Origin of the sequence: Nonomuraea sp. NPDC049637, assembly GCF_040675235.1 — a bacterium.
Classification (GTDB): domain Bacteria; phylum Actinomycetota; class Actinomycetes; order Streptosporangiales; family Streptosporangiaceae; genus Nonomuraea.
In genome coordinates this window covers 24,473-42,916 of sequence record NZ_JBFAOM010000013.1, presented here as the reverse complement: position 1 = coordinate 42,916, position 18,444 = coordinate 24,473, and the positions used below count along the sequence as shown (strand labels likewise).

Annotated in this window: 17 protein-coding genes; 7 read left to right on the top strand and 10 right to left on the bottom strand. The window is 68.7% G+C overall.

The features are described from left to right. Positions 1-61: 61 nt before the first annotated feature. The 6 genes from AB0J71_RS19695 to AB0J71_RS19670 form a co-directional block, all read right to left on the bottom strand. Positions 62-1,114: a hypothetical protein gene (locus AB0J71_RS19695; protein ID WP_364415293.1), complete on the bottom strand. Its 1,053-nt coding sequence runs from the start codon at positions 1,112-1,114 to the stop codon at positions 62-64. Between the two features lie 281 nt (positions 1,115-1,395). Next, on the bottom strand, positions 1,396-1,704 hold the full coding sequence (locus tag AB0J71_RS19690) for a MiAMP1 family antimicrobial peptide (RefSeq protein ID WP_352329610.1): 309 nt from the start codon (positions 1,702-1,704) through the stop codon (positions 1,396-1,398). Positions 1,705-1,936: 232 nt separating this feature from the next. Continuing rightward, the gene (locus AB0J71_RS19685; protein WP_364415291.1) at positions 1,937-3,130 is read right to left on the bottom strand and encodes an Ig-like domain-containing protein; all 1,194 of its coding nucleotides are present in this window, start codon (positions 3,128-3,130) and stop codon (positions 1,937-1,939) included. Between the two features lie 169 nt (positions 3,131-3,299). Next, positions 3,300-5,513 (bottom strand): ATP-dependent RecD-like DNA helicase, encoded by a 2,214-nt coding sequence (locus AB0J71_RS19680; protein WP_364415289.1) that lies wholly within the window; start codon positions 5,511-5,513, stop codon positions 3,300-3,302. An 858-nt stretch (positions 5,514-6,371) separates the two neighbouring features. Then, entirely contained in the window at positions 6,372-6,608 is a 237-nt protein-coding gene (locus tag AB0J71_RS19675; RefSeq protein WP_364415287.1) for an RICIN domain-containing protein, read from the bottom strand. Positions 6,609-7,281: 673 nt separating this feature from the next. Continuing rightward, positions 7,282-7,854 carry a hypothetical protein gene (locus AB0J71_RS19670; RefSeq protein ID WP_352326020.1) on the bottom strand — a complete coding sequence of 191 codons (573 nt, stop codon included), beginning with the start codon at positions 7,852-7,854 and terminating at the stop codon, positions 7,282-7,284. Positions 7,855-8,350: 496 nt separating this feature from the next. Between AB0J71_RS19670 and AB0J71_RS19665 the strand changes: the two genes are divergently transcribed. Next, positions 8,351-8,848 (top strand): GNAT family N-acetyltransferase, encoded by a 498-nt coding sequence (locus AB0J71_RS19665; RefSeq protein ID WP_352326021.1) that lies wholly within the window; start codon positions 8,351-8,353, stop codon positions 8,846-8,848. Positions 8,849-8,864: 16 nt separating this feature from the next. On the opposite strand, the gene AB0J71_RS19660 is transcribed toward AB0J71_RS19665, so the two are convergent. Continuing rightward, positions 8,865-9,794 (bottom strand): radical SAM protein, encoded by a 930-nt coding sequence (locus AB0J71_RS19660; protein WP_352326022.1) that lies wholly within the window; start codon positions 9,792-9,794, stop codon positions 8,865-8,867. Positions 9,795-9,890: 96 nt separating this feature from the next. Here AB0J71_RS19660 and AB0J71_RS19655 point away from each other — a divergent pair, with 96 nt between their 5' ends. Together AB0J71_RS19655 and AB0J71_RS19650 are read left to right on the top strand one after the other, a co-directional pair. Then, complete coding sequence (locus AB0J71_RS19655; protein ID WP_364415285.1) at positions 9,891-10,214, top strand: multidrug efflux SMR transporter; 324 nt, start codon at positions 9,891-9,893, stop codon at positions 10,212-10,214. Between the two features lie 68 nt (positions 10,215-10,282). Continuing rightward, positions 10,283-10,582, top strand: coding sequence for a DUF952 domain-containing protein (locus AB0J71_RS19650; RefSeq protein WP_364415283.1), 300 nt, complete (start codon positions 10,283-10,285; stop codon positions 10,580-10,582). On the opposite strand, the gene AB0J71_RS19645 is transcribed toward AB0J71_RS19650, so the two are convergent. Together AB0J71_RS19645 and AB0J71_RS19640 are read right to left on the bottom strand one after the other, a co-directional pair. Continuing rightward, positions 10,570-10,887, bottom strand: a complete 318-nt coding sequence (locus tag AB0J71_RS19645; protein ID WP_352326025.1) for an STAS domain-containing protein — start codon at positions 10,885-10,887, stop codon at positions 10,570-10,572. The two genes, AB0J71_RS19650 and AB0J71_RS19645, sit on opposite strands and share 13 nt — an antisense overlap. A 328-nt stretch (positions 10,888-11,215) precedes the next feature. After that, positions 11,216-11,506 (bottom strand): hypothetical protein, encoded by a 291-nt coding sequence (locus tag AB0J71_RS19640; protein ID WP_364415281.1) that lies wholly within the window; start codon positions 11,504-11,506, stop codon positions 11,216-11,218. Between the two features lie 457 nt (positions 11,507-11,963). On the opposite strand from AB0J71_RS19640, the gene AB0J71_RS19635 reads away from it, so the two are divergent. After that, positions 11,964-12,536, top strand: coding sequence for an SGNH/GDSL hydrolase family protein (locus AB0J71_RS19635; RefSeq protein WP_364415279.1), 573 nt, complete (start codon positions 11,964-11,966; stop codon positions 12,534-12,536). Positions 12,537-13,328: 792 nt separating this feature from the next. Here the strand turns inward: AB0J71_RS19635 and AB0J71_RS19630 are convergent. Further along, a complete protein-coding gene (locus AB0J71_RS19630; protein ID WP_352326029.1) occupies positions 13,329-13,703 on the bottom strand; it encodes a nuclear transport factor 2 family protein in 375 nt (124 codons plus the stop codon). A 275-nt stretch (positions 13,704-13,978) separates the two neighbouring features. On the opposite strand from AB0J71_RS19630, the gene AB0J71_RS19625 reads away from it, so the two are divergent. The 3 genes from AB0J71_RS19625 to AB0J71_RS19615 all read left to right on the top strand — a co-directional run bounded on the left by AB0J71_RS19625 (position 13,979) and on the right by AB0J71_RS19615 (position 18,407). Continuing rightward, positions 13,979-15,697, top strand: a complete 1,719-nt coding sequence (locus AB0J71_RS19625) for an enoyl-CoA hydratase-related protein (RefSeq protein WP_364415277.1) — start codon at positions 13,979-13,981, stop codon at positions 15,695-15,697. A 16-nt stretch (positions 15,698-15,713) separates the two neighbouring features. Beyond that, a complete protein-coding gene (locus AB0J71_RS19620) occupies positions 15,714-17,243 on the top strand; it encodes a UDP-N-acetylglucosamine 1-carboxyvinyltransferase (protein ID WP_352326032.1) in 1,530 nt (509 codons plus the stop codon). A 114-nt stretch (positions 17,244-17,357) separates the two neighbouring features. Next, entirely contained in the window at positions 17,358-18,407 is a 1,050-nt protein-coding gene (locus AB0J71_RS19615; RefSeq protein ID WP_352326033.1) for a tyrosine-type recombinase/integrase, read from the top strand. Positions 18,408-18,444: the final 37 nt, after the last annotated feature.

The following is an 18,444-nucleotide window of genomic DNA, read 5'->3' as shown; positions in this document are numbered from 1 at the left end:
GCTCCTGATCGCGCACCCGGCCTCCTCCATGCGGCGGCCCGGGTCCGGTGAGCGGGTCCGGTCAGCGGGTCGGGGCGCGGTCGAAGGCGTCCAGGATGAGACGGCTGGCGTCCAGGTCGCGGGCGGTGTCGCCGAGCCGGGGCACCTCGATGGGGCCGGGCCAGGTGTGGCCGCCGCCGTCCACCGTGTACAGGCGCAGCGTGGCCCCCCGCGGGCAGGACGCCCACAGGCGCAGCCGGACGCGGCGCAGGGGGTGGCCGGTGGCGGGGGAGGAGCAGCGCTGGGCGGCGGCCCAGGCGTCCATGGTCTGCTCGACCGGGGGCAGCACGATGAGCGCGGCCAGGTGCCGCAGTTCGCCGCCGGGCTCGGGGTGGCCGCCGCCGTAGGGGACCAGGCGGTCGGCGGTGCCGTGGAAGGCGACGATCGTGGTGGGGACGGGATGGGCGCAGGGCTGGGCGATGGGGATGCCGGCCACGGCGGCCACGCCGCTCAGGCGGCCGTCCAGGGCGCAGACGAGCGAGACGGCCAGGCCGGCGCCGTAGGACAGGCCGGCGGCGAACTCGCGTCCGGGGTGGGCGCACTGGTGGCGTTCGACCTCGTCGAGCAGGGCGGCCAGGTAGGCGGTGTCGTCGGGGCCGGCGGTGTGCGGCAGGGTCCAGGCCAGCCGTCCGGGCGCCGACTGGGGGGTGATGACGATGTAGCCGCGGCTTGGGCCGATCTGGGACAGGCGGCTGTAGGCGGCCTGTTCGGTGGCGTCGGAGCCGAGGCCGTGCAGGTTGAGCAGCACCGGGTGGGGGCCGGGGCCGTCGGGGACGGCCAGCAGGTAGCGGCGGGTCAGGCCGGCGGTGGTGAGCTGGTGGGGGCCGGAGGTGAGCCGGCCGGCCGTGGCGGCACATCCCCTGCTCGCCGCCCCCCGCCCCTGCCCCCGCCCCGCTCCCTGGGACGATCCTGGTGAGGGTGCCGCTGCGGAGGATGCCTGACCGCCGGCGGAAGGCGACCGTTTGCCTGCGCCTGGCAGGGAGGGCACGCCACAGCCGGACAACGCCGCCACCAGGAGCGACATCAGCGCCATGACCGTCGTGCTCGCCCTGGCGCCCCGCAACGCTGCTCGCACCGACGCCCGAGGTGCAGGTCGCCGCGGCGCTTGAGGTGGCGCTGGTGCTGGTGCTGGTGGGGCTGGTATTGGTGGCCCTGGTGCTGGTGGTGCTGGTCCTGCTGCTGGGGTCGGGGGCCGCGCTGGTGGCCGCGCCGATGCTCGCGCTCCTGCCCATCTCGCCCCCCGCACGCGTGCCGATGGTCGTACTGGCAAGTGTGCCTCCCACGGCCGCCCGTACGCGCGCATGCCGAAACCGGCCGCCCCCTGTGCCCGGGGAACGGCCGGTCAGGGGCGGCGGGTCAGCACACGATGAAGATGCTCTTCCAGCCGACGGGGGTGCGCTGCTCGGCGTTGCGGTTGGAGGCCAGTTCGAAGTGCATCACGCCGGAGGCGTTGGGCTGGTTGTACATGCGGCCGCTCTGGCCGTCGCCGTACCACTTGTAGGAGCCGTGGTAGGGGATGTTGGACACGCCGCAGGCGTCCAGGACGACCGAGCGGCCGGTGAAGCCGGGGCCTTCGTAGGCGACGTACTGGGAGGCGTACGCGGCGCCGGCCGAGGCGAGGACGAACCCGGCGGTGATCGCGGGGACGAGAAGGATCTTCTTCAACGTGTTCTCCTTCGAGGGTTCCTGACGAATGCCCACAGTGGGTAATCGTATGGCAACCCTTCGTACACGTCGAGGCGTTTTCGCTGATGGCGAGGGCGAGGGCCCGTCGAGGACGGTTCACGACAGCGGTCCGGCCGTCAAAAAAAGCCGCTCACCGCCGCGTCTTTCGGCGGCGGTGAGCGGCTGGAAGCCGGCCCCTCAGGAGGAGGAGTTGGGGAGAGCGGGGGAGCGGTCAGGACTTGGCGTGCAGGGCGCTGCCCTTCTTCCACTGCGAGAAGGGCAGCTGCCAGTAGCCCCACCCGTTGTTCCACTCCAGCTCGCGATTGGTCCCGGTGATCTCCACGACGTCGCCGCGCTGGAAGTTGTCGTAGAACCACTTGGCCTGGTCGGGGCGGGAGTTGATGCAGCCGTGGCTGACGTTGCGCACGCCCTGGGCCCAGACGTTGTCCTTGGCGTGGACGTACTCGCCGGAGTTGGAGATGCGCACGGCGTGGTTGATCATCACGTCGTAGTAGCCGGGGTCGCCCTTCTTGCGGCCGGGGGAGATCATGCGGACCGGGTTGCCGCGTTCCATCGTCAGGTGCACGCCGGAGGTCGTGGTGTACTCGCGGGTGGTGGCCATGCCGGCGCTGATGCGCATGGTCTGCACGCGCTTGTTGTCCTTGTAGACGTACATCATGTGGGTCTTGGTGTTGACCTTGCTGATGACCTTGGCGCCGATCTTGAGGCTGGCGGAGTAGTCCTTCACGCCGTACAGGCCCTTGCCGGCCTTGACGCCGGTGATGCGGGCGTTGAAGGTGACCTTCTGGTGGGCGGGCCAGTACTTGGCGGTGCGGTAGATGACGGTGGTGTCGTTGATCCACCGCCAGGCGCCGGTGACGGGCTTCTCGGCCTCCACCTCCAGCACGCGCTCGACGGCCGCCTTGCCGGTGACCGGCTGGTTGAAGGTGACGATGATCGGGGCGCCGACGCCGACCGTCTCTCCCTTGGCGTTGGGGGTGACGTCGGCGACCTGCAGCTCCCGCTCGGGCTTGAGCGTGGTGAAGGTGCTGGTGGCGGCGGTGGCGCCGGCCTTGGCCGCGACGTTGTAGTTGGTCGAGGGCTTCAGCGGCGTCCGGGAGACCCACTTGGTCTTGTCGGCGTTGAACCTGCCCTCGACCGCCTGGCCGCCGCCCTCGACGGTCACCTCCTCCAGCGCGCCGCCGGCGGCGGTGACCACGACCTTCTTGTCGGGGCTGACCTTGGCGCTGCCTTCGGCGGGGCTGATGGTCACCGTGGGCGCCTGCGGGGTGGCCACGGTGGTGGCATCGGGCGCTTCCGGCCCGCGCGAGGCGGCGTTCCCGCTCGAGCAGGATGCCGTCAGGGCCGCCACCGCCAGCAGCGCGAGGCCGGCGGCAGACTTCGTCCAAGCGGGCGCAACGTTCAAGACTGTCCTCTCCACCAGGGCGGCAAACCCACCCCAAAGACTTTAATGCTCCTGCATGTATGACGCAGAAGCATTTAGGAGAGTTCGGTCACATTTGCATCACTAATTGCTGTCAACCCCAGGTCAACCTGCGTCAACGCGACGATCAACGCTCGTGCCCGCGGGGGGTTCAGCGCCGCTCCAGGCGATGGGTCAGGCTCGTGTGCCGCCGTCCGGCACCCTTGGTCCGTACGGCCTGGGCCAGCGCCCGCCGCGACCCCACGATCACCACCAGCCTCTTGGCCCGCGTGATCGCGGTGTAGAGCAGATTGCGCTGCAACATCATCCACGCGCTGGTGGCCAGCGGGATCACCACCGCCGGATACTCGCTGCCCTGACTGCGGTGGATGGAGACCGCATAGGCGTGGGCCAGCTCGTCCAGCTCGTCGAAGGCGTAGTCGACCTCCTCGTCCTCGTCGGTGCGCACGGTCAGGCTGTGGTCGTCGGGACGGATGCCGGTGACGATCCCCACCGTGCCGTTGAACACCCCCGCCGCGCCCTTGTCGTAGTTGTTGCGCAACTGGGTGACCTTGTCGCCCACCCGGAACACCCGCCCGCCGTAACGGCGCTCGGGCATGCCCTCGCGGGCCGGGGTCAGCGCCTCCTGCAGCGCGATGTTGAGCGCCCCCGCCCCGGCCGCGCCGCGGTGCATCGGCGCCAGCACCTGCACCTCGCGCCGGGCGTCCAGCCCGAACCTGGCCGGGATGCGCCGCGCGACCACGTCCACCGTCATCGCCGCGATCTCCTCCGGCTCCTCACACGGGAACAGGAAGAAGTCCGACATGCCGGCCAGCACCGGATGGTGCCCGGTGTTGACCCGATGGGCGTTGGTCACCACCCCCGACTCCTGCGCCTGACGGAAGATCTGCGTCAACCGCACCCGCGGCACGTCCACGGCGGCCAGCAGATCCTTCAGCACCTCCCCGGCCCCCACCGAGGGAAGCTGATCCACGTCGCCCACCAGCAGCAGATGCGTGCCCGGCGCCACCGCCTTCACCAGCTTGTTGGCCAGCAGCAGGTCCAGCATCGAGGCCTCGTCCACCACCACCAGGTCGGCGTCCAGCGGATTGTCGCGGTCGAAGGTGGCCTCCCCGCCCGGCCTCAGCTGCAACAACCGGTGGACCGTGGTGGCCTCGTGCCCGGTCAGCTCCGACAACCTCTTGGCCGCCCGCCCGGTCGGCGCGGCCAGGATCACCTTGGCCCGCTTGGCCCTGGCCAGCGTCACGATCGAGCGCACGGTGAAACTCTTGCCGCACCCCGGCCCGCCCGTCAGCACCGCCACCTTGCACGTCAGCGCCAGCCGTACCGCCTGACGCTGCTCGGGCGCCAGCTCGGCGCCCGTCTGGGCCGCCAGCCACGACTCCGCCCGCTCCCAGTCGACGTCGGCGAAGGACCGCAGCCGGTCATGACCGCTGTTCAGCAACGACGACAACCCGCCGGCCAGCGACAGCTCGGCCCGGTGGAAGGGCGGCAGATACACCGCCGGCACACTGTTGTCCCCGGCCGGCACCTGCTCACGCACCACCCCCTCCTCGGCCGCCAGCTCCTCCATGCACCGCGTGGCCAGCTCGGCCGGCACGTCGAGGATCTTGACCGCGTCGGCCACCAGGTTGGGCGCCGGCAGGTAGCAGTGGCCGTCGTCGGCCGCCTGCGACAACGTGTACCGCAGCCCCGCCTTGACCCGCTCGGGACTGTCATGCGGAATCCCCACCGCCTGGGCGATGGTGTCGGCCGTCTTGAACCCGATGCCCCACACCTCGTCGGCCAGCCGGTACGGCTGCTCCCGCACCACCGAGATCGACGACTCCCCGTACTGCTTGAAGATCCGCACCGCGATCGACGTGGACACCCCGACCCCCTGCAGAAAGATCATCACCTCCTTGATGATCTTCTGCTCCTCCCACGCCGCCGCGATCATCTTCGTCCGCTTGGGGCCCAGCCCGGGAACCTCCACCAGGCGCTGCGGCTCCTGCTCGATCACCTCCAGCGTCCCCGTGCCGAAATGATCGACGATCCGCTCGGCCATCTTCGGCCCGATCCCCTTGATCAGCCCCGACCCCAGATAACGCCGGATGCCCTGAACCGTGGCCGGCAACACCGTGGTGTAGGACCACACCTCGAACTGCCTGCCGTACCGCGGATGCGACGTCCACCGCCCCCGCAACCGCAACGACTCCCCGACCTGCGCCCCCAGCAACGGCCCCACCACCGTCAGCAACTCCGCCCCCGACCGCTCGGTGGCCACCCGCGCGATCGTGTACCCCGTCTCCTCACTGGCGAAGGTGATGCGCTCCAGGACCGCATCCAGGGACACACCGAGCGAACCGTTGGCGTCAGGCTTCACGCAAACCCCTCTGTTGCCTGTTTTGAAGGCAAGGGTAGAGCAGCAGGCAGACAAGGACCGGGGGAGCAGGGCGCATCCCCGACAGCCCCGCGACCACGGTCTTGTGGAGGTCGGTGTCGATCGTACGGCTCAGCGTAGAACGGTAGTGATCACAAGAACCCGCGCCGAAGCACTCGCCGCTGCCAGCCACGTCCCGGCCGAAGCGCGGGCGCGCGAGCGCGCCGCTTCGGAACCCTTGCGGGAAGCTGCCTGTCCACCTGTAACGCCGCCAGGAGCTGATGACTGCATGCCGAAGATCGGCGACACCGCCCAGACTGAGGGAACGTCGCGCAAGGTAGACCTCGTCGCCGACTCCAGAGCCCTTTACGACCTGCTGCGCGAGGAGGCCGCCAAGCCGGGCGACGGGACGGAGACCAACGCTCGCGTGAGGGGGTGCTGTGGAGGGGCACGCTCACATCGGTGTTGCGTAGCGTGGGCGCCGACTGGGATCTCGTCCACCAGGAGGAGGTGCCCCGGCACCTGCGCGACACCCAAACGCATCAGGCGCCGGCGAGGCGGCAACCCCTCGCTGTGGTGAATCCGCCACCTGGCACGACGGCAACCTGACACCGACGCGCAAGCCCACACCTGCCGATGTGCCCGCGCACAAGACACTCACGTCAAGCCGATCCGGGCTGAGCTGAGCGCCGCTGTGGAGGCGCTGCGGGCCGAGAACGGAAGGATCATGGCCGAGCTGGCGAAGGTGGAGCCGTTCAAGCAGTTCATCAAGGAAGTCAAGGAGACAGGCTTGTGATTGACCTGACCCGGTTTCGCTCGCAGTGGGTCACCGCATTGGCGGCGGTGATATGGCCGGCGACTTCACCACTCAAATTTCCAGTCCTGGTTCACGGCGTTATAGGCCGACGTGCTGCCGATGCAGTCCCACAGCTGCAGGCGGGCGCCAGGCTTGGGTGGTGCCGGGAAGGCCGGATTGTCGGCATCGAGGCACTTGCCGCTGTTGCGATTCACCAGAATCTTGGTGTCGGGATCCCCGGGTACGAATATGCGCGGGATCCAGAGCTGGTTAGGGCCTCTGTGGCACTGCCACAGGATCACCTTGGTGCCATTCTATGCCGGCGAAAGCTGGAGACGTGTTGACGAAGAACAGAAGTGATGCGCTAAGCGCCTTCAGGAAGATCATGAGTCGTCTTCTCAACATCGCGTCCCCCTTGCGGGATTCTTACGAGCAGAGACAGGACACTGAATCACGCTTGGACATGAGGCGCCGACGTAACAATCAGCATACTGCGGATTGCCCCGGCGCCACTCAAGGGCTTGGCCACGCTCCACCAAAGGCGCTTTGGAGAATTCTATGCACTTACAAAGCGGCGCTCGCGTACCGGTCGCCATCGCGGAGAGCAACCGGCGCGGCCGGTGGCGATCGCTCCGAGGTCGCCGTGACAGCGGCGGCCCGACGAGCCGGGATGAGAGTTCTTCATGCTCCCGGTGGCTCCGGACGCCTGGAGCCCGGTGAAGACGTAGCCGCACTTCGAACAGTCACTCAGTGATGTAAGCGCTGTCGGACCTACCGGGAGGTGCGGTTGCCGCCGTACGCCTCCTCGCCCTCTGAGGAGATCTCTGGAGCGCACCCTGGCTCTCTTGCCGTGGCACACGCGGGCCCTGACCAGGGACCCAACATGAGCCGAAAGCGGTCGCGACTAACGCGAATGCCGTGCCCTGCAGGTTGCAGGGCACGGCAAGCGGCGTCAGCGGATCAGACCCGGTCGACTCAGGCGGGCGGCGTGATGTCGAAGAAAGGGCTGCAGTTGGCGGGCCAGGGCCGTGTCCCCATGGTGCCCGGAGGCGGGAAGACGGTGCACGTGCTCTGCGCTATGCGCGAGTGTGCGTTGAGCACGGTGACGTGCACGGTCGTGCCCTCGTCGGGCGCGGCCAGAGTGATGTCGACCAGGCGGCCGAAGTTTCTGGGCAGCCGCGAGGACAGGTCGTGCCATCGTGGCGTCGTCCGCGGATCCCTGATGAGTACCTTGTCCTCCCGGATGACCCCTACGAACTTGGTCGGCGGCCTCTCCGCGTCCTCGGGGTCCCCTTGGAAGGCCGAGTCGATCGCGACAGCGTTGTCGTCTTCCATCCCGACGGGGAAGGAGCGGTTGTGCGCTTTGACGACCTTGGCATCCGCGGGGCCGTGAACGCCGGCGACCGATGTCGCGTGGACGCCGGCAAGGGCCGGCGCCGGAATGGAAAGAGCCGTCAGTGCGCTGGTTGCCGTAGCGGCTAGAGCAAACGCCATCGTGCGCGTGATGCCGAGGGGGTGCGAAGCGCGCCCGCTCTGGTGTTGAGCCACGTGTGTCCCCTGTAGGTGCCAGATTCGAACGAACGGGGCCAATAGCTGCCCCTAAATGGTTGCGAATGCGAAAGTACCCCTTCGGCGAAGCGATATAGCGCACAAGTTTTCCTGCGGAAGGCAAGGAGTGTCGAAAGACAAATAAAAGGCAATCGTTTCAGATATTTAGCAGCAAATAGGCGGAGGCGTGCATGTTTGCGCAAGATGATCCCCGACGTGGCGCGGGGGCTCCGGGGATGCACGCACCGGACACGGAGGCGACGACGTGCGCACCGGCGTCCGGCCCGGACAGTGGTGAGCCGAGAGTTGCCGTCGAACCCCGATCGTCCTGATCGCCTCAACCGCGCTCCACCTGATCACGGCACTCGTGATGCCGGCCCTCCCGAAGCCGCAGCCGGGCCCGTCGAGCAGAGACAATCCCAAAGACGGGGGAGAGGGACCACTCCGCCACCCCCGTCAGCACCCAAACCACCCACCACCCCTTACAGTGTCACCGGTGAAGATCAGACAAGGCCGCCCCGGCGACGACGCCCTCCTCCTCACCATGTTCGACAGCGCCGTGGAATGGCTCGCCAGCCAGAACCGCACCGGCCAATGGGGCACCCGCCCCTTCACCGGCGACCCCCGACGCACCCAGCAAGCCGCCGACTGGCTCGCCGGCGGCGGCATGCGCATCGCCGAGATCGACGACCAACCAGCCGGCTGCATCGTCGTCGGCGACGCCCTGCCCTACGTCACCCCCGCCACCGAACCCGAGCTCTACATCCAGGTCCTCGTCATCGACCAACGCCACGCCGGCCGATCCGTCGGACGGCACCTCCTGCAATGGGCCCTGCAAGAAGCCCGCGACCGCCACCTCGGACTCGTCCGCGTCGACTGCTACGCCGGCGACGACCAACGCCTCATCGCCTACTACGAAAGCTGCGGATTCACCCGCGACCAGCCCTTCACCGTAGGGGAGTGGCCCGGCATGATCCTCACCCAACGCCCCTGACCCCCACCCCAGGGCCTCACACCAGCGACAACTGAGCCGCCCGCGGCCCCCGGCCCACCGGCTCCGGCGCACCGCACCGCATCCCATAAACCCGGCACAACTGCGCGATCTGCCCCGTAATGCGCTGCTCATAGCCAGGAGAGGGAAACCCCGCCCGATCGTAGAGCTCCTCATAACGCTCCACCAGATGCGGATGCGCCCCAGCCAACCACCGCATGTACCACTGCCGCGTCCCCGGCGGCAACCGCAACACCACCGGCTCCACCGCCACCGCCCCCGCACCCGCGATCCGCCGCACCGTCGCCGTCAACTGATCAGCCGCATCACTGAGCAACGGCAACACCGGAGCCATCAACACCCGGCACTCCACCCCGGCCTCCACCAGCGCCGACACCAGCTCCAACCGCGCCTGCGCCCCCACCGCACCCGGCTCCACCGCACGCCTGATCCGCTCGTCCACGAACGCGATCGACACCGCCACCCGCGCACCCGCCCGCGCCAGCACCCGCGCATCCCGCAACACCAGCGCACTACGCGTATACACCGTGAACGGCACCCCCGCCGCCCCCAGCGCCGCCACCACCCCCGGCATCAACCGATACCGCTCCTCAGCAGGCTGATAACCATCACCCGCCACCCCCACCGCCAGCGGCTCACCCTCCCACCGCCCCAACTCCGACCGCAACCGCTCCACCACATTGGCCCGGACCACGATCCGCGAATCGAAATCAGCCCCCGCATCCAACCCCAGCTTGCGATGACCCGCCCGCGCCCCACACCCCAGACACGCATGCACACAACCCCGATAAGGCGAAACCGCCCACCGCTCGACGATGCCCGCACTCCCCGGCACCCGCTCGATCACCGTACGGGCCTGCGTCTCATAAAAACCGTCACGCACCACCGCCCGCCGCTCGATCAACGGCCGCTCATCGACCGCCTCCACAAGCGCCAGCGCATCCCAACCCACCCAACCAGTGGAACACGCATTCGACTACCTTTTCAAGCGGAACCCACCAACCCCACACCCCGAAGGAACCCCATGGCCTGGATCCTGCTCACCCTCGCCATCGCCTCCGAAGTCCTCGCCACCACCGCACTCAAACTCAGCAACGGCCTCACCCACATCGGCTGGACCATCGCCGTCGCCACCGGCTACATCACCTCCTTCGTCCTGCTCGTCCGCGCCCTCAAACTCCAACTCGACATGGGCACCGCCTACGCCATCTGGTCCGGCGCCGGCACCGCCGCCATCGCCCTCATCGGCGCCACCCTCATGGGCGAAACCCTCACCCTCCCCAAGATCAGCGGCATCCTCCTCATCATCGGCGGCGTCATCGTCCTCAACCTCGCCGGCAACCACTGAACCCCATGCGCCACCAAGCCACCCTCCTCGACAATGAGATCGCCAAAGGCGAAGGGACCAGAGAAACCATGACCGTCGTCCACCACCTCGCCCTGCAAACCGACTGGGAACACGCCCAGCAAGCAGGGGAGTACCGCATCTCCACCCTCGGCCACACCCTCGACGACATCGGCTTCATCCACCTCAGCCACGACCACACCCAACTCCGCACCGTCCACGACACCTACTACACCGCCGTCACCCAACCCCTCCTCGTCCTCGACATCGACCCCACCGGCCTCGACATCCGCACCGAGAACGGCTACCCCCACCTCTACGGCCCCCTCCCCGTCACCGCCGTCACCGCCACCCACCCCTACGCCCCCTGACCACCCGTCCACCCCATCGCCCGCAACAACCGCAACACATGCGGCGGCGTCCCCACCAACTGTGTACGCCCCGCACGGCACGACATCACCAGCAACCGCGCCCCCTCCACCCCTAGAAAAGCCAGCCCGCTCACATCCACCACCAGCGACTCGTCGATCCGCCGCGCCCGGCCCAACGCCTCGGCCAGCGCCACCTGATTCGTCGCGTCCACCTCGCCCACCAACCGGATGATCGACGGACCCGGCATCGGGCAGCACGTGATGCGCAACTGGTGATCGACATAGAGCAGATGGGGGAGGGACACACACCCGAGGGGGTCCGGGGTATTCACGACAAAGCCGCCATTCCCGAGCTCTCACATGCCCGGCATCGGAAGAGGGGAGTGGACCGTGGACCGTGCGGCCGGTGACACACGCCGAGGCCGCCGACCCCTGCACCAAGGCGGCCCCGCCGAGGCCGGAGGGGTTTCACGCCCCCTATTCACACACCCGCACCCCGACAGCATAGAGCAGCCGTCCGACCGCCGTGCGTAATCACCGGGATCTCCAGAGCCGCACGACCAGCCCTTTTGCGGACGGATTACCCAAACCACACAGAATCCACGTTCTGTACGGTATGAGCAGTTTGTCCGGCTAGAGGCGGTTCACGAAGCGGGAGGCGGCACGCTGGCTCATGCCGGTCTCGCCGCGTACCAGGAAGACGGCTTCCTTGATCTGGCCGAGCGCCTTCAGCTCCCGAGCCTGGTCCACCAGGTCGACGCTGGGGTTGGGGCGGTTGCGGGGGCTTTTGGTGAATCGCACGGCCAGAATGATCAGCCAGATGACGGCGGCGACGATGACGGCGGTGAGTGCGACGAGGCCGGCCGTCGAGGCGGCCAGGGCCGGCGGGGCGGCGAGGAGCTGGCTGGACGTCAGGCTGGGCATGGTGGAAATCTGCCCGGCCGGTGACTGTTCATGCGGCGTGTTTTTGCCGGGTCGTGGCGTCGACTGGTTGCTCGATAATGAACATTATGTCAAGTAGACCGGATCGAGGGCCTCCTCCGCGCATCCGGTCGAGGGTGGTGGGTCGTCGTGGTCGAGCCGGCAGTGGTCTGATGCGTTGGACTGTTCGGTCGGAGCCGGGATCGTTGTCGTGATCCCCGCCGGTGGGGCCTTTGCGTGTGGGCAGGACGAGCTACCCGCTTCTACCGCCCATGTCCGGGGTTCGCCTCCGCTTCTGGACGAGGTCGAGGTGCGGCGGCGCGCTACTTGTTGGTGGTTGTCCAACGATGCGCATCCTGGGTGGTTCCTTGCGCTACTCCCCCGCATGGTGACCAGTGGATGATCGTCTACGCTTCGGGCGATGTTGTCTTCGGGCGTTGGTGAGCGGGGTGGTCGGCGGATGGGCACGGTGTGGCTGTTCACGGGTGACAGCGTGACTCAGGGGGCGTTGCACACGTTCGGGTGGCGTGACTATACGCAGTTGTTCGCCGAGCGGGTGCGGTTCGAGCTGAATCGGCCCGGTGATGTGGTGATCAACACGGGTGTGAGTGGTCAGAAGGTCTCGCAGCTCGATGTGGAGAACGCGGTGTTGCGTCATCGGCCTGATGTGGTGGTGCTGATGTTCGGGCTCAATGACTGTGTGGCCGGGGCGGCGGGTCTTTCGGCTTTTGCCCGTGACTATGCCGCGGTGGTCTCCCGGGTGCGGGAGGCGGGTGCGAAGGTGGTGCTTCAGACGCCCAATCGGGCGCCGGAGTCCGGCTGGGCTGATCTGCCGGCTTATGCCGAGGTGGTGCGCTCGCTGGAGGCGGATGTGTTGGTGGATCATCATGCGGCCTGGGATGGTGGCGAGCATTGGATGGGGTCGGGGTGCCATCCCAATGAGTACGGGCATCGGGCGTTGGCGAGGAATCTGCTGCGGGCGCTCGGCTTGTGGGAGCCGGTGGGGGTGAGTGGGTCGTTGTTCATCCCGTGAGGGGGTTGATCGCCCGCCTGCGGTGCCGGGCGTGCACGCTTTTCAGGACGGGGTGGGTGGGCACTCCAGGACTTCGATGGAGTTGCCTGGCATCAGTGTGATGTGAGGGTGGTTGCTGAAGAGCTGTGCCGCGTCTTCGTGTGTTTCGGCCTCTATGATCGCGTATCCGGTTTTCGCGTCCGTGTTGCCTTGTCGGTGTCGTCGGCCGTGCCGTTGAGGACGGCGAGGAACTTGCCCATGGGCGGAGCGTAGCCCGCGAACGAGGCTGGGTGGTTGAGCGGTGGCGGGCTGTGGTGGGTGCCGTGGGCGTTGCTTGTGGGGTTGGTGAGAAGTTTTTTTCGGGTGTTTCCGCCTTCATTGTGATCTTGTCGGGCGCTTTGGAATGCGGGTGCGATCTGGGGTTTCGTGGGGTGATGTGGTGGTGTGGTGGGGCTTCTGCGGTGGCTGACGGGGGCTTTGACGGCGTGTTGATTCACTGTCTTTGTCATGTTCGGTGGATTTAGGGTAGAGCTCCTGCCATTCGCTCAGCGAGAGGAGCAGCACGTGGGGAACCAGTCGGTTTTATGTCCGGTGTGTCAGGGGGTTCTGCCTGCTTCGGACAGGGAGGCGTACACCCCGCTGCGGGGGCGGTTGATCCTGACGAACGGGTATTGCGGGGGTGGGCACGCCGAGCGGCGTGCTGAGGTGGCGGAGGTGGAGGAGACGCGGCAGGTGGCGCGTCCGTTGCCGGCGCCTGGTGTGTCGCCGGGTGTGGTGGCGCCGGTGCCGATGGGGCGGCGCTGATTTCTCTGCTTATCGGTGGCCTGGGGTGGTGTGCCAGTAGTCGCGGGTCTGTACGGCCAGGCCGTCGGGGTTGAAGCGGGCGAAGACGCAGCCCGCGAGGGTGATGGGGTGGCCGTTGTCGAGGGCGTGGACCCGGTATTCGATGGCGGCCTGGTCGCCGTCGACGATGGGGGTGGTGAAGGTGACGTGGGGGTCGCTTTCGCCGGTGAAGGATTGGCGGATGTAGTCGGCGATGGCGTCTTTTCCGTGGTGGGGTGGGCGGAAGGGCATGCTGGTGTGGGTGGCGTCGTCGCTGTAGAGGGCGATGATGGCGGTGGTGTCGTGGTGGGTCCAGCCGTGTTGCCAGGTGTCGGCGAAGTGCTGGGCGGCGGCGCGGGTGTCCATGTGATCCATTGTGGTGGGTTGTGTCTTGCTGGTCGGGGTTGAGGTGTCTCCCCCGCCAGCATTTTTTCGGGCATATCGGGGCAATTTGGCTGCTCAGCTGGGCTGTCTGCGGTGATTTGTCAGCATCGGTGGGCGATTCGTGTCAACATCTAGAGATGCCTGGGCCTTGTGGGACTGCCGTTGACGCCGATGCCGGTGGTGTTCGCCGGCTCGCGATCGGTTGACGCCTCTCCCCTGCCCGCTCCCCTTGACGTCTCGGTGAAGGAAGTTCCGCGTTGCGCATCCTGCTCCTGTGTTCCTCGTTCAACGGCCTGACCCAGCGTGCCTGGCTGGAGCTGCGGCGGGCCGGCCATGATGTGAGCGTCGAGCTGGCGATCTCCGAGCGGGTCATGGTGGAGGCGGCCGAGCTGGTCAAGCCGGACCTGGTCATCTGCCCGTTCCTGAAGGAGCGGGTGCCGGAGGCGTTGTGGCGCGGGCACCGTACGGTGATCATCCATCCGGGGCCGCCCGGGGACCGGGGGCCGTCCTCGCTGGACTGGGCGATCGCCGAAGGCGAGCGCGAGTGGGGTGTGACGGCGCTGCAGGCGGTGGAGGAGATGGACGCCGGCCCCATCTGGGGGTGGCGGACGTTCCCGATGCCCTCGGAGCCGCCGCGCAAGTCGGCGCTGTACAACGGGCCGGTGGCCGACGCGGCGGTGGAGCTGGTGGCGGAGGTCGCGGGCAAGGCCGCCGATCCGTTGTTCACGCCGACGCCGCTGGACTACCGCTCCCCCGCTGTGACGGGACGGCTGCGCCGGCCGATGCGGCACGCCGACCGGGAGTTCTCCTGGGAGCAGCCGGCCGAGGAGATCGTGCGGGTGGTGCGGGCGGCCGACGGCGCGCCGGGCGGCCGGGCCCGGTTGTGCGAGTTGCCGGTACGGGTGTTCGACGTGCACCGGGGTCCCGATCTGGCCGGCACGCCGGGGGCGGTGGCGGCCCGGCGTGAGGGTGCGGTGCTGGTGCACACCGGTCAGGGGACGGTGTGGGTGGGCCACCTGCGACTGGAGGCGGGGGCGGGCCAGGAAGGCGGCGGGGTGAAGCTGCCGGCGACGATGGTGCTGGGTGAGCGGCTGGCGGGTGTGGGTGAGCGGGCCGGCTACAGCGAGATCACCTACGAGCGCGGCGAGGAGGTCGGGGTGGTGAGCTTCGACTTCTACAACGGCGCGATGTCCACCGACCAGTGCCGGCGGCTGGCGGCGGCGTTGCGGTACGCGGCGGCGCAGGACACGCGGGTGCTGGTGGTGCGGGGTGGCGAGGTGTTCTCCAACGGCATCCACCTGAACGTGATCGAGGCGGCACGTCATCCGGAGCTGGAGGCGTGGATGAACATCAACGCGATCAACGCGGTGTGCCGGGAGATCGTGCGGTGCACCTCGCAGCTGGTGGTGACGTCGATCGCGGGGAACGCGGGGGCGGGCGGGGTGATGATGGGGCTGGGCGCCGACCGGGTGATCGTGCGGGAGCCGGTGGTGCTCAATCCGCATTACCGGACGATGGGGTTGTTCGGCAGCGAGTTCTGGACGTACGTGCTGCCGCGGCGGGTGGGGGCGCAGGCGGCGGCGGAGCTGACCGGGCGGGCGTTGCCGGTGGGGGCCGCCGAGGCGGTGGAGCTGGGGCTGGCCGATCGGGTGGTGGGCGGGTCGCGGCAGGAGTTCGAGCGGCGGGTGGTGGACTACGCGCACCGGCTGGCCCAGGACCCCTCGTATGAGGCGTTGCTGGCGGCGCGGCGGCAGGCGCGTGAGGCCGACGAGCGGCGCAAGCCGCTGGACGCCTACCGGGCCGAGGAGCTGGCGGAGATGAGCCGGGACATGTTCGACGACCGCAACGGGTTCCGGGCGGCGCGCCGGGCGTTCGTGGGCAAGGCGCGGGCGCAGGCCACTCCCCCGCATCTGGCGGGTCATCGGGAGCTGTCCGGCGCGTCGGGCCCCGCGGTCGCGGCGGCATCTCATATGTGAGATATGGTCGTGTGTTGTGGCAGATGATTACCTTGTGCGGATCGGCCGGCTCATCCGGGATGCGCGTCAGCATCGCGGTTGGACGCAGCTTCAGCTGGCCGATGCGCTGGCGACGAGTCAGAGCGCGGTCAACCGGATCGAGCGCGGCAACCAGAACATCAGTCTTGAGATGATCGCCCGGATCGGGGAGGCGCTCGACAGCGAGATCGTGTCCCTGGGGTATGCCGGTCCGATGCATCTGCGGGTGGTGGGCGGGCGCCGGCTGTCGGGCAGCATCGACGTCAAGACGTCCAAGAACGCGTGTGTGGCGCTGTTGTGCGCGTCGCTGCTGAACAACGGCCGCACGATCTTGCGCAAGGTGGCGCGGATCGAGGAGGTCTACCGGATCCTGGAGGTGCTGGCCTCGATCGGGGTGCGGGCGCGGTGGATCAACGAGGGCAGCGACCTGGAGATCGTGCCGCCGGCTCGGCTGGAGCTGGAGGCGATGGACACCGAGGCGGCGCGCCGTACCCGCAGCGTGATCATGTTCCTGGGGCCGTTGATGCACCGTACGGGGGAATTCCAGATCCCGTACGCGGGCGGCTGCGACCTGGGCACGCGTACCGTCCAGCCGCACATGTCGGCGCTGAAGCACTTCGGGCTGGACATCACCGCGACGGGCGGTTTCTACCACGCCAAGGTGGACGGCGGCGCCGCCCCGGCGCGGCCGATCGTGCTGACCGAGCGCGGCGACACCGTGACGGAGAACGCGTTGCTGGCCGCGGCCCGGCATCCGGGGGTGACGGTCATCCGCAACGCCTCCTCCAACTACATGGTGCAGGACCTGTGCTTCTTCCTGGAGCAGCTCGGCGTGCGGGTGGAGGGCATCGGCACCACGACGCTGACGGTGCACGGGCTGGCCTCCATCGAGCGGGACGTCGACTACTCCCCCTCCGAGGACCCGGTCGAGGCGATGAGCCTGCTGGCGGCGGCGGTGGTGACCAGTTCGGAGCTGACGATCTGCCGGGTGCCGGTGGAGTTCCTGGAGATCGAGCTGGCGGTTCTGGAGGAGATGGGGCTCGACTGCGACCGCACGGGCGAGTACTGGGCGGCCAACGGCCGTACCCGGCTGGTCGACCTGACGGTGCGGCCCTCCAAGCTGGTCTCCCCCATCGACAAGATCCACCCGATGCCGTTCCCGGGGCTGAACATCGACAACGTGCCGTTCTTCGCCGCGATCGCGGCCGCGGCGCAGGGCTCGACGCTGATCCACGACTGGGTCTACGACAACCGGGCGATCTACCTGACCGAGCTGACCCGGCTGGGCGCCTCGGTCAAGCTGCTGGACCCGCACCGGGTGCTGGTGGAGGGGCCCACGCGGTGGCGCAGCGCCGAGATGATGTGCCCGCCGGCGCTGCGCCCGGCGGTGGTGGTGCTGCTGGCCATGATGGCCGCCGAGGGCACGTCGGTGCTGCGCAACGTGTACGTGATCAACCGCGGCTACGAGGACCTGGCCGAGCGGCTGAACGCGCTGGGCGCGCGGATCGAGACCTTCCGCGACATCTGATTTTCGTCGGTGGCGGCCGCTACCGTCTCCTCTGCAGGCGGCACGCGCCCGCAGGCGGCATCGTCTGCGGGCGGGTGCGTTCGGTGCGTCGCCGAGATGTGAGGAGGGGAGCCGGTGCGGCCCGCGGAGCTGGACAGGTTGACGGTGGGACAGGCGGCTGACCGCTACGTGGAGCTGGTGGTGGCCAAGACGTCGACGGGCGCGCTGTCCCCGGCCACGGCCGAGGTCTACGCGCGTGACGTGGCCACGCTGGTGGCGCTGGCCGGCGCCGACGTGGTGCTCGACGACCTGACCGGCGAGGACGTCGATGCGATCTTGCTGGCGTTCGCGCGCAAGCCCGACGCGCGGCAGGCGGGCGGGTCGGGGGCGGGGCAGTCGCCGTCCTCGCAGGCCCGGTTCCGGCGGTCGATCTCGGCGTTGTTCAAGCACGCCACGCTGGCCGGGTGGGTGCAGATCAACCCGATGACGGCGGCGACGGTGACGGCCAAGCAGCGGGGCGGGCTGCGTCCGGAGCGGCGGGCGCTGACCCGCGAGCAGGCCCAGGGGCTGATCGGCGCGGCGCGGCAGTTGCGGGAGGCGCCCGAGCAGGAGGGCAAGCGCCGCGACCAGCGCATGCAGTTGCGCGACGCGGTGATCGTGCTGCTGCTGTCGACGGTGGGGCCGCGGGTGTCGGAGCTGGTGCGCGCCAACGTGGAGGACTTCTACACCAACGACGGGGTGCGCTACTGGCGGATCTTCGGCAAGGGCGGCCGTACGCGTGACGTGCCGCTGCCCGACGACGTGGCCGAGGTGTTGCAGGCCTACCTGGCGCGGGGGCGGGGCCAGGTGGCCGGCGCCGAGGACGGCAAGGCGCTGCTGCTGTCGTGGCGGGGGCGGCGCCTGGCGCGGGGCGACGTGCAGGCGGTGATCGACCGGGTGCAGCGGCACGTCGATCCCGATCAGCGGCGTTCGGTGACGCCGCACGGGTTGCGGCACACCACGGCCACGCACCTGCTGGCCGACGCGGTCGACATGGACGCGGTGCGGCGGGTGCTGGGGCACAGTGACCTGTCGACGCTGGGGCGTTACCGTGACGAGCTGCCCGGGGAGCTGGAGGTGGCGATGCGGTCGCACCCGCTGCTGCGGGACAAGCCGTCCCGACAGAGCCCCGGCCACCTTGGGTGATCGGGGTCGTGATGGCGGCCATCGGTGTCGTGATTGG

What these genes read in the sequence shown, in the direction of transcription:
- AB0J71_RS19655 (WP_364415285.1), top strand. Translation starts at nt 9,891, where the DNA reads ATGGCCTGGATCCTGCTCACCCTCGCCATCGCCTCCGAAGTCCTCGCC.
- AB0J71_RS19650 (WP_364415283.1), top strand. Translation starts at nt 10,283, where the DNA reads ATGACCGTCGTCCACCACCTCGCCCTGCAAACCGACTGGGAACACGCC.
- AB0J71_RS19640 (WP_364415281.1), bottom strand. Translation starts at nt 11,506, where the DNA reads ATGCCCAGCCTGACGTCCAGCCAGCTCCTCGCCGCCCCGCCGGCCCTG.
- AB0J71_RS19635 (WP_364415279.1), top strand. Translation starts at nt 11,964, where the DNA reads ATGGGCACGGTGTGGCTGTTCACGGGTGACAGCGTGACTCAGGGGGCG.
- AB0J71_RS19630 (WP_352326029.1), bottom strand. Translation starts at nt 13,703, where the DNA reads ATGGACACCCGCGCCGCCGCCCAGCACTTCGCCGACACCTGGCAACAC.